At 26.5% G+C, this 16,073-nt stretch carries 13 protein-coding genes and 3 pseudogenes; all 16 read left to right on the top strand.

Translation table 11 applies throughout. The features are described from left to right. Positions 1–7: 7 nt before the first annotated feature. The 16 genes and pseudogenes from flgL to GPX08_RS10630 all read left to right on the top strand — a co-directional run bounded on the left by flgL (position 8) and on the right by GPX08_RS10630 (position 16,072). Complete coding sequence (gene flgL / locus GPX08_RS10705; RefSeq protein WP_156626802.1) at positions 8–1,003, top strand: flagellar hook-associated protein 3; 996 nt, start codon at positions 8–10, stop codon at positions 1,001–1,003. Positions 1,004–1,013: 10 nt separating this feature from the next. Further along, positions 1,014–1,442 (top strand): flagellar assembly protein FliW, encoded by a 429-nt coding sequence (locus tag GPX08_RS10700; RefSeq protein ID WP_156626801.1) that lies wholly within the window; start codon positions 1,014–1,016, stop codon positions 1,440–1,442. Between the two features lie 237 nt (positions 1,443–1,679). After that, complete coding sequence (csrA, locus tag GPX08_RS10695) at positions 1,680–1,904, top strand: carbon storage regulator CsrA (RefSeq protein WP_156626800.1); 225 nt, start codon at positions 1,680–1,682, stop codon at positions 1,902–1,904. Positions 1,905–2,133: 229 nt separating this feature from the next. Further along, a complete protein-coding gene (locus tag GPX08_RS10690; RefSeq protein ID WP_156626799.1) occupies positions 2,134–2,496 on the top strand; it encodes a hypothetical protein in 363 nt (120 codons plus the stop codon). A 14-nt stretch (positions 2,497–2,510) separates the two neighbouring features. Further along, a complete protein-coding gene (locus tag GPX08_RS10685) occupies positions 2,511–2,801 on the top strand; it encodes a hypothetical protein (RefSeq protein WP_156626798.1) in 291 nt (96 codons plus the stop codon). Between the two features lie 13 nt (positions 2,802–2,814). Beyond that, positions 2,815–3,198 (top strand): flagellar export chaperone FliS, encoded by a 384-nt coding sequence (gene fliS, locus GPX08_RS10680; protein ID WP_156626797.1) that lies wholly within the window; start codon positions 2,815–2,817, stop codon positions 3,196–3,198. Between the two features lie 111 nt (positions 3,199–3,309). After that, positions 3,310–5,358 (top strand): flagellar filament capping protein FliD, encoded by a 2,049-nt coding sequence (fliD, locus tag GPX08_RS10675; RefSeq protein ID WP_156626796.1) that lies wholly within the window; start codon positions 3,310–3,312, stop codon positions 5,356–5,358. Between the two features lie 9 nt (positions 5,359–5,367). Beyond that, complete coding sequence (locus GPX08_RS10670; RefSeq protein WP_156626795.1) at positions 5,368–5,697, top strand: flagellar protein FliT; 330 nt, start codon at positions 5,368–5,370, stop codon at positions 5,695–5,697. A gap of 232 nt (positions 5,698–5,929) precedes the next feature. Continuing rightward, positions 5,930–6,763, top strand: coding sequence for a flagellin (locus tag GPX08_RS10665; RefSeq protein WP_156626794.1), 834 nt, complete (start codon positions 5,930–5,932; stop codon positions 6,761–6,763). A gap of 168 nt (positions 6,764–6,931) precedes the next feature. Continuing rightward, positions 6,932–7,951, top strand: a pseudogene (locus tag GPX08_RS10660) (glycosyltransferase); the annotation flags it as partial. 3 nt (positions 7,952–7,954) lie between these two features. After that, positions 7,955–8,272 (top strand): annotated as a pseudogene (locus GPX08_RS10655) (tetratricopeptide repeat protein); the annotation flags it as partial. Between the two features lie 48 nt (positions 8,273–8,320). Next, positions 8,321–8,995: pseudogene (locus GPX08_RS10650) on the top strand (glycosyltransferase); the annotation flags it as partial. Positions 8,996–9,517: 522 nt separating this feature from the next. Further along, a complete protein-coding gene (locus tag GPX08_RS10645) occupies positions 9,518–10,861 on the top strand; it encodes a glycosyltransferase (RefSeq protein WP_156626872.1) in 1,344 nt (447 codons plus the stop codon). Between the two features lies 1 nt (position 10,862). Further along, positions 10,863–13,160, top strand: a complete 2,298-nt coding sequence (locus GPX08_RS10640; RefSeq protein ID WP_156626793.1) for a glycosyltransferase — start codon at positions 10,863–10,865, stop codon at positions 13,158–13,160. 28 nt (positions 13,161–13,188) lie between these two features. Further along, positions 13,189–14,538: a hypothetical protein gene (locus tag GPX08_RS10635; RefSeq protein WP_156626792.1), complete on the top strand. Its 1,350-nt coding sequence runs from the start codon at positions 13,189–13,191 to the stop codon at positions 14,536–14,538. 250 nt (positions 14,539–14,788) lie between these two features. Then, positions 14,789–16,072 carry an ATP-grasp domain-containing protein gene (locus GPX08_RS10630; RefSeq protein WP_156626791.1) on the top strand — a complete coding sequence of 428 codons (1,284 nt, stop codon included), beginning with the start codon at positions 14,789–14,791 and terminating at the stop codon, positions 16,070–16,072. The last annotated feature ends 1 nt before the right edge of the window (position 16,073 follow it).

Below are 16,073 nucleotides of genomic sequence, written 5' to 3'. Positions count from 1 at the left end.
CAGATAAATGAGAATTACAAATCAGATGATGAGTAAAAGCTTTTTAAGAGATCTAGGAAGAAATCAAAATTATATGAAGAAACTGAATGAACAATTAACTTCAGGCAAGGAAATAAGAAGACCTTCTGATAATCCTTTCAAGGTTGCAAGAAGCATGCAGTTAAATAGGGATGTCTTAACTAATACTCAGTATAATGAAAATATCAAGGATACAACTAACTGGCTAGATACGACGGATACAGCTTTAGAGCAGCTAGGAAACAGCCTTCAAAGATTTAGAGAACTTATGGTTTCAGCAGGAAATGCAGGCTATGGAACTGATGAAAAGAAGGCTATTAAGGATGAAATGAATGAAAAGATAAATGAAATAACACAAATATTAAATACAAACTTTGATGGTAAGTATATATTTGGAGGAACTAAAGGTAATTCAAAGCCTGTAGGTTCTACTAAAGATACTAGTACCGGAAATAACTTTATATACTTAAGTGGTAAAGACGGAGAAATGCTTAAGTTAAATGATAGCGATGAAGATGTACAAAATCAAATTGGTATGATTGGAAGCAAACTAACAGTAGAAGTTTCACAAGGCGTTACTATGGATTATAATGTATCGGCTACAGAACTATTATTATTTAAAGATAAGAATGGTAAGGAAATAAATGCTATGGACTTACTTCAAGATATAACTAATAATGTAGCATCAGATGATTCTACTGATAGTAGTAAAGTAACAGGTGACAACTTAAAAGATATAGATGAAGTAATAACAAATTTATTAAAAGTGAGAGCAGAAGTAGGAGCTAAGCAAAATAGAATGGATTCTGCAGCATCTCAAAATGAAGAGCAAAACTTCAATTTGAAAGATATATTATCTCAAACTGAAGATATAGACTTTGCAGAAAAAAATATAGAAGCTACAGTAGCACAAAGTGTTTATATGGCATCACTACAAGTAAGTGCTAAGATAATTCAACCATCACTATTAGACTTCTTAAGATAGGAGAATTAAAATGGAAATAATATCACCTATACATGGAAAAATAACATATAAAGAAAATGAAATAATAACCTTTGAAAAAGGGATACCAGGCTTCCCTAATCTAAAGAAATATATTATAAGAGAAGCATTAGAAGATAGTCCTTTTAGCATAATTCAATCAGTTGAAGATAAAGACATTGGATTTGTAATAATATCTCCATTTGTAGTAAAAGAAGACTATGAAATAAAGTTAAGTAAAGAAATAATAAATAATTTAAATATACAAAATGAAGAAGATGTACTTCTATACTCTTTAGTAACTTTAAGTGAAAAGGTAGAAAATATAACAGCAAACTTAAAAGCACCTCTAGTAATAAATATAAATGACAAAAAAGGGGAACAATATATATTAGATAAAGAAGAATACGAGATAAAAACTAAAGTTTTTATTAATGAATAATGAATAATGAATAATGAAGAATTAAGAATTTAGGAGAAAACTCTTAAAGAGTTTCTTAAATAGGAGTTATTTATGAAAGAATGAAAAATGAAAAAATCAAAGAGTTAAGAATTTATGATGAAACCCCCTAGGAGTTTTTTGGAAATACTTAAATTTATAATTCAGCAAAGCTGAATTATTACCACAATTTTCAATTCTTAATTTTTAATTTATCATTTCAGATAGGGGTGTGTTAATTTGTTAGTTATAACTAGAAAAAAAGGTGAGTCTATTTTAATAGGTGATGATATAGAAATAACAGTATCAAAGATTGAGGATGGAAGTGTTAAACTAGCAATCAAAGCACCTAAAGAAAAGACTATTTTAAGAAAAGAGCTATTTGAAGAGGTTCAAGAAGAAAATAAAGAAGCAGCGAAGGTTAATATTGATTTATTAAAGGGATTGAAAATTAGAGAAAAATAATACATTTAATAATGAAAGAATTAAGAAATTAATGAAAAAATGAAATAATTAAAGAATGAAAAAATGATGGAAGTAATTTGTTCCAAATTACAAAATTAAATTCTTTATAAGACTCATGAAGGAGTTTTATAAGAAAAATTAGATATAAGAAAGTCAACGCATTGACTTTCAAGCAAAATTGTTAATTATTAATTGATAACTGTTAATTGAAAGAAAGGTGGTGTTTAAAATGGATTTTAAGGTTACAAGTCAAGGAGGACAAGCTAACCTAAGTAATACTTCAAATGTTGATGCAAATACTGAAGTTAAGCAGGTTCCGGCGGGCAAGGATGCAGTAAAAGCTGTAACAGCAAAAGATAAAGGATATAGAGAAGAAGATATAGCTAAGGCTGTAGATAAATTAAATAAATTCCTTAAGGATGAAAATACTTATGCAGAGTATTCAGTTCATGAAAAGCTTGGTGATATTATGATAAAAATAATAAATCAAGATACTAAGGAAGTTATAATGGAGTGTCCACCTAAAAAAATTCTAGATCTAGTAGCTAAAATGGTTGAACTAGTTGGTGTAGCCATAGATAAAAAGGCTTAATAGGGGGGAGAACTATGAATTTCTTACTTAACAAAATTGATACAGATATCAGAAGAAAGCTTTATGAAAAAACTAAAGATGGTAAGGTTCATAGAAAGTCAACTATAATTATAAATAAGGATAGTGAAAAGCAAAAGAAAAAATTCTTCAAGGAATATGTTAAAGAAGAATCAATGAAAAAGGACAAAGAAAAAATTACTATTGATGTAAGCAAAGTTAAAGAACCAACTATAAGCTTAAAAGTAGAAAAAGAAGAAGATATAAATTCACTAGGTCGAGGCACTTTTTTAGATGTTAAAAAGTAGGAGGAAATAATAAATGTATAGTAATAATGCCTTAAATGCATATAAAAATAATAGCGTTAACTACGCATCAAAGGAACAATTATTATTAATGTTAGTAGATGGAGCTGTTAGATTTTCAAAGGTCGCAAAAGAAGCCTTGGAGAAAAAAGATACAAAAAAAAGTCATGAGAGCTTAGTAAGGGTTCAAGATATTTTCACAGAACTAATGGTAACTTTAGATAGAAATGCAGGAGATTGGGCATCACAATTATACGAAGTTTATGACTTTATAAAAACTAGATTGTTTGAAATAAATCTAAAAAAGGATCCTAAGATGATGGAAGAATTAATGCCGGTAATAGAAAGTGTTAGAGATACTTGGCATGAAGCATACGAAATATCGAAGAAAATGAAGTAACATATTAGATAAACAAAAAATATTAACTTAGGAATTCAGTTTACTGAATTCCAACAACAATTGTTAAGTGTTAATTATTAACTGTTAATTGAAAAAAACGGGGGTGTTTAAATGAGAATTACAGGTCTAGCAACAGGCTTAGATATGGATCAAATAGTTAAGGATTCCATGAAACCATATAGAATAAAAATAGATAAAAAAGGACAAGAAAAGGAAATACTTGAAATAAGGCAAAAGCTTTATAGGGAAGTAATTAAGGATTCAAGAGAGTTTTACAATAAGTATTTTGATGTAGCTAGTAGTAATAGTTTATTATTAAGTAAAAATTGGTCATCTGTACAATTTACTTCATCAAATGAAAATATATTGACTGCATCAGGTTCAGGAGATGCAAAAGTTGATAATTATACAATAACTGGGAAAGTGGCGAAGGCATCAAAAATAGTATTAGGGTCAGATGAGATTAAAGACAATAAGGTGGTTATTAATGGAAAAGAATTTGAGTTAAAGGGTAGCACTGAAAAAGAAAAAGCTACCAATTTAAATAATGAGCTTAAAGCTGCAGGAATTAATGTTAGTGTAAAATATACTGATTTTGCAGGTGATAATGCAGCTAATAAAAGTGGATTTATTTTTGAATCTACTGTTTTAGGGAAAGATAATAATTTTACTATTGGTGGTTCTTTTAGTGATAATAAAGGAACAGTAGTGAAAGGTATAGATGCAACTGCATCAACTATCATTAAGGAAGATGGTAATAATTTTACTATACAAGATTTGAAAGATGCAAGTGGAAAAATAAAAATAGGAGAAAAAGAAATTGAATTAGTAATTAGTGATACATTAGTTCCATCAGATGTTGAGAAACTTCTTCAAGATAAATTAAAAGATTATAAGTTAACAGCAGAAGTAAGTGAATCAGGAGAAATTACATTTAAAACTACTGAATTAGGTAGTAAAGTAGAAGATCCTAAGATATCAATAAATGGTGTTGGTGGAAAATTTATTAATGGTGAAGATGCTACAAATACTAAAAATACCATTAATATAAGTGATATTGCTGGACAAAAAATTTCAATAAATGATAACTTAGTAGACTTAACTGGAAAGAATTCACCAACAGAAGTTGTAGATCACCTTAATAGAATTTTTAAGGAACAAGGTTTAGGATTTTCTGCTAGTGTAAATGCAGATGACTCAATTGTATTGACGTCAATTATAGCAGGTTCTAGTAAGGAGATAAACTTAAGGGTAGCAGGAGAAGGTGTTAAATTATCTGAAGGTGGAGACTATTCTGAAATAGTAATAAGAAATAGTAAGGGTGGAGTATATACTCATAGTGGATTAACAAACTCAGTTACTTTAGATGGTGTTACTTTTAAGTTTACAGGAGATATTCCTGCTGAGGGGATATCTGTAAATGGAAAATCTAATGTAACTGAACTTAAAGATAATTTAGTGAATTTCTTTAATGACTATAATAAGTTAATAGAAAAATTAAACACTCTAACTACAGAAAAGAGGAATAGAGATTTTTCTCCTTTAACAGCAGATCAAAAGAAGGAAATGTCAGAAGATGAAATTAAACTTTGGAATGAAAAAGTTGAAAAAGGACAACTTTCAAGGGATACAGATGTTACTAGGATATCAAATAGCTTAAAACAAGCTATGAGAACCTTAGTAGATGGAACAGGTTTAAATTTAGAAAAAATAGGTATAAAACCTGTTGCGGATTATTCTGGTACGAAGAATGGGACTTTTACAATAGATGAAGATAAGCTTACAAAAGCTTTAGAAGAAAATGTGCAAGAAGTTATGGACATGTTTATTAAATCACCATCTAAGGATGACACTCTATCAGAAGGGGAAAAATATTCTAGAACAGGTTTAATGTATAGACTTAAAGATGTTTTATATAATGAAACAGTAACTATAAATTCATCACTGATTAAAAAGGCAGGGATTGAGGGATCCTCATCAGCTTATAATAATGAGATAACTAAATCTATTGAAAAATATGAGCAAAAAATGAAGGATATGGAGACGGATTTCGCCAGAAGAGAGCAAGCATTATATAGCAAGTATGCTAAATTAGAAACTATAATGAATAAATACAATTCTCAACAAAGTTATTTAATGCAGCAATTGGGAATGAGCTAAGGAAAAGATATGATAAATAAGATATTAGAAAATTATAAGGAAATAACTGAGAATATAATTTTAAAATTAAAAAATGACTTAGATGTAGATGATCTTATGGATAATAGGGAAAAATTAATTAAAGATATATTTAAAGATGAAAATATGGATATTAATTATATAAAAGAAATGTATATATCTATGGGAATATTTGATGTTGATAAAGAATTAAAATCAGTAATAGAAGATCAACAGATAAAAGTAAGAAAAGAAATAAGGAATTTGCATAATATAAAAAACGCTAATAATGCTTATGGGAAAAATAGAAAATCAAATAATTTTTTTAATACAAAAATTTAAAAAATTTATTAAAAACTATAAAGTTATAATTATTCTTACGATATTAATAATATAAGCTTAAGCAATTAAAACTCTATATAGAGAATTTCTCCACCAAATGGTAGGAGTTATTAAGTTAAACTTCAAATCTATGATTTGATTAGTTGAACTTACTCCACAGACGAAAGGATGTGGAGATACATTAAACAAAGACAAGGATGTCAAATTACAAAAATCAAGGAGGAATTTTATTATGATTATTAATCACAATATGAACGCGTTAAACGCACACAGAAATATGGGAGTTAACAACAATGCAGCAGGAAAATCTATGGAGAAATTATCTTCAGGATTAAGAATAAACAGAGCTGGAGATGATGCAGCAGGTCTTTCTATTTCTGAAAAAATGAGAGGCCAAATCAGAGGTTTAGATCAAGCTTCAAGAAACTCTCAAGATGGTATATCAATGATTCAAACTGCAGAAGGTGCATTACAAGAAACTCAAGCTATCCTTCAAAGAATGAGAGAATTAGCTGTACAAGCATCAAATGATACTAACGTTACAGCTGATAGAACTGCTATTGGTGTAGAATTAACTGAATTAGGTAAAGAAATAACTAGAATTAAAGACAATACTCAATTCAATGAGCAAAAAATTCTTAATGGTGATGCTGGAAAAGTTAATATACAAGTTGGTGCTAACAATGGACAAAAAATGGAGTTAGACTTTACTACACCTGGAATTAATTTAAAAGATATTGAAACTGCTGTTGGAAGTTTAGATAAAACTAGTATTGCAGATCATGCTAAAGCTACAGCTTTAATTGACAAAATTAATACTCAAATTACATCAGTATCAACTGGTAGATCAACACTAGGTGCTTACCAAAACAGATTAGAACATACTATTAAAAATCTTGATAATGCTTCAGAAAACTTAACAGCAGCAGAATCAAGAGTTAGAGATGTTGATATGGCTAAGGAAATGATGAATTTCTCTAAAAACAATATATTACAACAAGCTTCTCAAGCAATGCTTGCTCAAGCTAATCAACAACCACAAGGTGTTCTTCAATTATTAAGATAATTGTAAATACTTGTATTATAAAAAAGTCAGATTTTATTCTGGCTTTTTTTATTTTATAAAGTTTTTTGTATAAAAAACGATAAATAAATATAGGAAGAAATTTATAATGAAAAATATATTATGGTAAGTAATATATTTTAAAGGAGAAGTTTTGTGATAAGTTTATGCATGATTGTAAAAAATGAGGGAAAACATTTAGAAAAATCTCTTGATAGTATAGTGAATTATATAGAAGACATAGTTATAGTAGATACAGGTTCTACAGATAATACAAAAGAGATTGCAAGAAGATATACTAATAAAGTATATGATTTCAAGTGGTGTAATGATTTTTCAAAAGCTAGAAATTTTTCTATTTCAAAGGCAGCTAATGATTGGGTTTTAATATTAGATGCGGATGAAGTTATTTATAAATTTGATAAAAAAAATATAGAGAGATTTATTAAAAATAATAAAATGACTGTAGGGAGAATTAAAAGGATTAATCCTTTTGAAGAGGGAGAGGAAATAAAAAAATATATTGAACGGGTAAATAGATTATTTAATAAAAAATACTTTCATTACCAAGGAATTATACATGAACAAGTGGTATCAAAGGATGGTAGTGAATATAAGATGAAGTCTATAGAAATAGAAGCTAACCACATTGGGTATTTGAATGAAGTTATTAATGGAACGAATAAATTAGAAAGAAATATAAATTTGTTAATTGATGCTATAAAAAACAATCCATTAGATCCTTATTTATATTATCAAATTGGTAAGTCTTATTATAGAAAAAAAGATTATGATAAAGCGTATGATAGTTTTGTAAAGTCAATCGAGTTATCTACAGATTTTAAATTTGAATATACTGAAGATTTAATAGAAAGTTATGGTTATACTTTGATAAAGTGCGAAAAATATGAAAAGGCAATGGAGTTAAAGAAGTATAGGGTATATTATGACAAGTCCCCTGATTACAATTTTGTGATGGGATTAATATATATGAATAATGGAAAATTCCAAGAGTCTGTTGAGCACTTTCAAAAATGCATTGGAGAAAGAGAAGGGAAAATAGAGGGAATAAACTCATATCAGCCTAATTATAATATAGGTGTTATTTATGAGATTTTAGGTTTTGAAGAAGTAGCACTAGAGTTTTATAATAAATGCAAGGAGTACTTACCTGCAAAGCAAAGGGTTAAAATAATGATAGAAGAAAAAAAAGAGAAAATGGAAAAATTAAAAAGTGATATTCAAAGACATATTCAGGATGGAAATTTAGATGTTGCAAAGATTTTAATAGAAGAAAGTTTTAATATTAAAGATAATGATATAGAAGTGTATTCCATGAAGTCTGTATTAGAAATCATGGAAAATAGATTAGAAGATGCGCAAGAGACATTAGAAAATGCTTTGAAAATTGATGATAGAAATTTTGATATATTATACAATTTAGGTTATCTATATGAAATTAAAGAAAAATATAAATTAGCTGTTGATTTTTATTCAAAAGCATTAATAGAGAGTGAGTCTGAAGAGATAAAAATTCAGCTTGAAGAATACATAAGAAACATGAAAATTAAATTTTTTAAAACTAGTATTATAATATTAACTTATAATAATTTTGATTATAACAAGATCTGTATTGAGAGTATAAAAAAGTATACCAATAATAACTATGAAATAATAGTAGTAGACAACCACTCTACAGATGGAACAGTGGAGTGGTTAAAAACTCAAAATGATATAAGGGTTATTTATAATAAAGAAAATTTAGGTTTCCCAAAAGGATGTAATCAAGGAATAAGTATAGCTACTGGAGAAGAGATATTATTATTAAATAATGATACAATTGTTACTCCTAAATGGCTTGAAAATTTAAAGGAGTGTTTATATAGTTCTGAAAGTATAGGAGCTGTAGGATCTGTTACAAACTCATGTCCTAATTATCAAACTATATCAACTGATTATGCTAGTGTAGAAGAAATGATTCAATTTGCAGAAAAATATAATGAGTGTGAGCCTAAGAAATGGGAAGAAAGATTACGTCTAATTGGATATTGTATGTTAATAAAAAAGGATGTCATAGATAAGATAGGATTATTAGATGAAAGATTTACTCCAGGAAATTTTGAAGATGATGATTATTCTTTTAGAATAAGAAATGCTGGATATAAATTAATGCTTTGTAAAAATAGTTTTATTCATCATTTTGGAAGTGCATCCTTTGAAAAAATATCTAAGGAGTATAGTGAATTACTTATTAATAATAGAAAAAAGTTTCTTGAAAAATGGGGATTTGATCCATATCATTTAATAGATATTGAGAAGGAAGCAGCAGATATTATTATAGAAAAAGCAAAACCCAATTCTAATATACTACATTTGGGATGTGCGGGTGGTGCAACATTATTAAAGATAAAGAGTGAACTTCCTAGTTCTAACCTTTATGGAATAGAGGAGCATAAAGAAGTTGTATCAAATATAGAACATTTTGCTAATATATCATTTGGAAATTTTGAAAAGTTAAAACTGTATTTAGAAAACTACTTTGATAATATCATAATAACACTCAATGATAATATGATGGATGATATAGATAAAATTATATTGAATGCTAGTGTACATACTAAAAATGAAGGATATATTTTTATATCTATACCAGTTAATTATTATGAAAATATTAAATATAAAAATAAACTACAAGATACTATAAGAGAATTAAAATTTAATTATAAAGTGATAAATCAAGGTAAGAAAACTTTACTAATGTTAAGTAAGGAAAGAACAGAACTAGATTCGAAATTGCCATTAGTAAGCATACTTATTCCTGCATACAATCGTCCAGAATATTTGGAAATAGCTTTACAAAGTGCTATAAATCAAACGTATAAAAATATTGAGATAATAATTTGTGATGATAGTACTACAAATGATGTTGAAAATATGATTCAAGGGTATTTAAATAGATATGAAAATATAAGATATTATAGAAATAAAAAAAATCTTGGCCAATTTGATAATGATATAAAACTATTTGAACTAGCTAATGGAGAGTATATTAATTATTTAATGGATGATGACGTGTTTGAAAAAACGAAAATTGAAAAGATGATGAGATATTATCTTCAAGACATAAATAATGAGATAAAATTAGTTACATCGTATAGACAATTAATTGATGAAAATGGGTTGTTATTAGAAGATGAAGAGATTAATAAATGTTTATTTGAAGAAGATACAGTTATAAATGGAAAAGGGCTTGGGGATTTTGTAATTAAGCTTAATTACAACTGTATTGGAGAGCCTACAACTGTACTTTTTAGAAAAGCTGATTTAACTGAGAAATTTGGAACTTTTGATGGTAGAAAATATGGATGCAATGTAGATATAGCAACCTGGTTGACTTTATTATCTAAAGGTAAAGCAGTATATATTTCAGAACCATTAAGTTATTTTAGAATTCATAGTGGCCAGCAGTTACAATCAATTAAAATGAAGATTTTGGGTTCTATTGACTATGGATATGAAATACTTTCAGGATATAAAAATGGCTTTTTGCAAAAGAAAGAAGATTTAAGGAAAGCTATAAAATATTATTTAAAACATACATTGAAAGTTTTAGAAGAGTTAAAAAGTAACAATGTAAATCATGAAAATTACATAGAACTTATAAAATTAACTGACGAAGTAGTTAGATTGATTAATATTGATAAGAATAAAAAGAATTATATTAGATTAAAATTTTTACTAAGACGAATTGAGAATTTTATTGATATAGATAACTCTATGAAAGAGATTGAAAAAGCTATACTAAAAGGCGAAATAGAAGAAATAGATATAATATTCTCCTTAATAAAAGATATTATAAAAAAAGAAGATGTTATACAGATTGTTGCAGCATGGTTATTACAGAATAAAGAATATGATACATCTATAGATTTATTTAACCTTGCATGTGATATATACTTCTCTAATCCAAACAACTTATATAATTATATACAAGCTTTATATATAGCAAATAAGAAGGAGAAAGCTTTAGATTATTTAAATCAAGTTAAAGGTCATGTAACTTTAGTTGAAGAATTAAAAAGTCAAATAATAGGAGAATAAAATGAATGAGAAAAAGATATGTTTTATAACTTGCGTTAGAAATTTAGAAATATATAATGAAAGTCTAGTTTATATAAATAATTTGATAGTACCACAAGGGTATGAAATTGAGAGCATTAATATTACAGAAGTGGATTCTGTTGCAAAGGCTTATAATGAAGCAATGCGACTATCAGATGCTAAATACAAGGTATACTTGCATGAAAATATTTTTATTATAAATAATACTTTTATAGAAGATATTTTAAATATATTTTTAAATAATGACAAAATAGGTTTGATAGGTATGTTAGGAACAAAAATGTTAACTAATAACTATTCTATTTATGGTTCTAACAGTGTATATGGGAAATTGTATACAAATAATATTGGAATAATGGGATTGGATGAATTTCATGAAGTAAATAATAATTATGAAGAAGTAAAGTTAGTTGATGGGCTTTTGATGGCAACTCAATACGATGTTACATGGAGAGATGATATTTTTGATGGATGGGAATATTATGATTTATCCCAAAGTGTGGAGTTCTTAAAAAAAGGATATAAAGTTATTGTTCCTAAGCAATTGGATCCATGGTGTATTCAAGATTCATTAGAAAATTTTTCAGATGCAAAGGAGATTTATAAAGAAAAGTTTATAGAAGAATATCTAGAGTTTTTATATCCTTTAGTAAGCATTCTAATACCAGCATATAATCAGACTAAATATCTAAAAGAGGCCTTAGAAAGTGCAATTAATCAAACCTATCCTAATATTGAGATTGTAATAGGGGATGATAGTACTACTGATGAAGTTAAAAGGTTTATAAAACCTTATTTAAAAAGCTACAGTAATATTAGTTACTTTAAAAATAAACGTGATTTGATGGATTATGGTTATAAAAATGTAAATGAACTATTAATTAAAAGTAATGGTGAGTATATAAATTATTTGAATCATGATGATGTTTTTCACCCGCAGAAGATTGAGAAAATGATGAAATATTTTTTTGAAAATCCTAATTTAACTTTAGTTACATCAGCAAGGCAGCCTATCGATGAAAAAGGTAATGAGTTAAGCTTAAATGGTGCCTTTAGCAGATTATTTAAAAATGATAGACTTATTAGTGGACGTGAAATTAGTAGGTATGCAATAATAAATACTATAAATTGCATAGGAGAACCTACAACTGTATTATTAAAAAAGAAATATATTAGTAAGAATAGGTACGGTTATTTAAATAATGAAAGAATAAAGGGGGTATCAGATTTAGCTAATTGGATTAATATTCTGCAGTACGGAGATTTAGTTTACATATCAGATACATTAAGTTATTTTAGGATACATAGCAATCAAAATTCTAACAATGTAAGCATAATGATGATGTCAATAATAGGATGGTTTAAACTAATAAAAAATAGTTATGAAATAGGGGTTATTAATTTTAAGGAATATAAACTAACTCTAAATAAATGTTGTAGTTTAGCTATAGAATTAATAAATAAATATATATTTAATGATTATAAAGTTGATAATGATATTAAAGAAGAGATAATGGCTGTATATAAAAATGCAATAAATATTATGTTATCTGATCCCATAAGTAAGGAATGTGAATGTCCTATTTGTAATCATAAAATTGAAAGGTTTTTACCTTATCAATATAAAAAGCATGAGCTAGATGAAATAAATAAATATAATATTATTGGAAGTGATGTAGAGAATTTTTTGTGTCCTCAGTGTCATTGTCATGATAGGGAAAGACATCTTATTAAATATTTTGATAAGATGAAAATATGGGACAAGTATATAAAAGATAGAAGAGTACTACATATTGCTCCAGAACATAATATACAGAAAATTATACATGATTTGAATACAAAAGAATATGTGTGTGGGGATTTATATCCTACTAAAAATTATATTATTGATTTAGATATTACAAATATACAGTTTGATAATAATTATTTTGATTTTATTATTTGTAATCATGTTTTGGAACATATTCCTGATGACTTAAAAGCTATGAGTGAATTATATAGGGTGTTAAAGAATGGAGGATATGCAGTTTTACAAACGCCGTATTCAAATGAGATAAATAATTCTTTTGAAGATGAAAAAATAATGAGTGATGAGGAAAGAAAAAAGTATTATGGTCAATGTGATCATGTAAGAATATATGGAATAGATTTTTTTGATAGATTAAAGAAGTCAGGATTTTCTTTAAATATTATTAAAAATGAGGAATTATTTACGCTGGAAGAATGTAAAAAATATGGATTTAACTATAGAGAAGATTTAATTTTAGTTAAAAAATAGTATTAAGTTAAGTTGAGGAGGATTTTAAATGATAAAGTCATATCCAATAGTACATTTTGAGATTTGTGGAAAATGTAATGGGAAGTGTCCTTATTGTGTAACTGGAAAAAGGAATCAGACTCTAGGAAGTTTTGTAAATCCAGAGTTATTTAATAAAACATTGGAAGAAATAATAAGAGTAGGTATATTTGATAAGGATATAAGCACACTTTATATTTATAATTGGGGTGAACCTTTTCTTCATCCGCAATTTAATGAAATTATTGAGAAGATAAATCTTAATAATATCAATTATGGTATAAGTACTAACTTATCTATTATTCCTAAGAACATAGATTTTAGTATCGTAGCTAAAAATTTAAAAGTTTTTATGATATCAATGCCGGGATTTTCTCAAAAATCATATGATAAGATACATGGATTTGATTTTCAAAAAATCAAATCAAATATTTTGGACATAAAGGCACATTTATATAGAAATGATTTTAGGGGGAAACTGCAAATATTATTTCATATATATCAATTTAATTTAGATGAAATTTATGATGCAGAAAGATTTGCAAAAAGTTTAGGTATAGAATTCATACCTTATTATGCAGGGATTAATGATTGGTGGCAAAGAGAGTCTTATCTAAATAATGCTATGGATAAAGAATCGATAAAAAAAATTTCGAATGATATTTTTCTTTCTAAATTAGACGAACGTATAAAGAAATCTAAGAATAAAGGATGTAGTCAACATAATTCATATTTTATGATTGATGAAAATTGTAATGTAGCTACTTGTTGTTGTCTTCCAAATAATCATCCAAATTATAAATGTGGGAATATATTAGAAGATAATATTGAAGAAATACTATACAATAAGTTTAATCAAGATGTTTGTTGCAAATGCATAGAACAAGGTTTAGCTATAGATGACGAGCAGGTATCACTTCCGAAATGGTTTTATAATTCTAGAAGGAGTAAAGATTACAATATTGAAAGTAACAACTATTTAGAGGATTTTATAAAAGGAAATATTAATGAATATTATGAAGTAGCAAAAATGGCTAGCGAATTAGTTAGTAATTATATTACTGAAGATGACTTAATAAGAATATTCAAACTAAATACTTTTGATGACTTATATCTACTTACAAGACTAGCATCTGAATTTTTTGAAAGGAAGTTATATAAACTCTGCATAATAACTTTGGAATATGCTTTAAGACTTGATATTTTTAATGAGAATACATTATATAATTTGGGATATGTTTTTTATATTATAGGTAAATATCAGGATAGTATATATTACTTAAATAAAATAAAAGAAAAAGATGATGATACTGATATATTATTGGAAAATATTTATAAAATACAAAATGCACATAAATAAATTAAGAAGATTTTTTGCAATTAACTAATATTGTATTTTATTATTTATAATTTAGAATTGTTATATAAAAGTTATTTTCTAGTTGTGTAATTCAAAAAAATACAACATGTTTAAATATATAACTAAAAGTAGAAGTATCGAGTGTAAGTCTAATTAATATGTTAATACTATAAAAGTGAAAAAGTGGTGGATAATTAAACTTCAGTTCATAGGAATAAGTTCAAATAATATAAATTTGGAGAGGTATATAATGAAAACTAAAATAGGAGTATTTCCTGCAGGAACAGAAATAGGATTAGAAATTAATAGAGCATTAAAATATTCAACTCACATTGAATTATATGGATTCTCTAGTTTATCAGATCATTCTAAATATGTTTATAGAAATTATGTGGATAATTTACCGTTCTACAATGATGAAAATTTTTTAAATGAATTTAATAAAAGTATTAAAGAAAATGAAATTCAATATATATTTCCAGCTAATGATGATGTGCAATTATTTTTAACAGAAAATTATGATAAAATAAATGCTGAGATTATTACAACCGATATTAAAACAGTAAGAGTGTGTCGCTCCAAAATAACAACATATAATTTATTTAAGGATACTGAATTTACACCCAAGTTTTTTGAAAAAATATCCGATGTGAAAAAATTTCCTATATTTGCAAAACCCGATATTGGACAGGGGGCAAAAGGAGCTATTATAATAAACAATTTTAATGAATTAAATTGTTTATTAAGAAGTGAAGAGAAGTATGTATTTTGTGAGTACTTACCTGGAGAAGAATATACAATAGATTGTTTTACAGATTTTCATGGAGAATTAAGGGTTTGTAAGATGAGAAATAGAAAGCGAATTAGAGAGGGAATTAGTGTTAGATCAGAAATTTTATTAACAGATAATGAAGTCTTAAAAATTGCTAAAATAATTAATGATAATTTAAAGTTTAATGGAGCGTGGTTCTTTCAATTAAAGAAAGATATTAATGATAAATATAAGTTGTTAGAAATAGCACCTAGAATTTCTGGAACAATGGGGTTAAGCCGCAGTTTAGGAATTAATTTTCCTTTATTAACTATTTTTAATAAAATGAGAATTCCAATAAAAATTATTGAAAATAAATACAAAATAGAAGTTGATAGGGCTTTAATAAGTCGATATAGTTTGGATTTTGACTATAATGTTGTATATGTAGATTTAGATGATACGTTAATTATTAAAAATAAAGTTAATAAATTATTGATGATGTTCATTTATCAATCTATAAATAATAATATAAAAATAATACTTATGACTAAGCATATACATAATATTTTAGAAACTTTAAGCAGAATGAAAATAAACAAAGATATTTTTGATGAGATTATTAATATTAATATGTTAGAGAAAAAATCTGATTTTTTAGTACATAAAAAATCGATTTTTATAGATGATTCATTTTCTGAAAGGTACGATGTATATAGTAACCTGAACATACCAGTATTTGATAGTAGTGAAGTAGAGTGTTTAATAGATTGGAGAGAATAGA

It is taken from the genome of Clostridium tertium (assembly GCF_902652255.1).
GTDB classification, from domain to species: domain Bacteria; phylum Bacillota; class Clostridia; order Clostridiales; family Clostridiaceae; genus Clostridium; species Clostridium tertium_A.
Note: the sequence above shows the minus strand (reverse complement) of the source record. Positions and strands in the feature narration are given on the sequence as shown.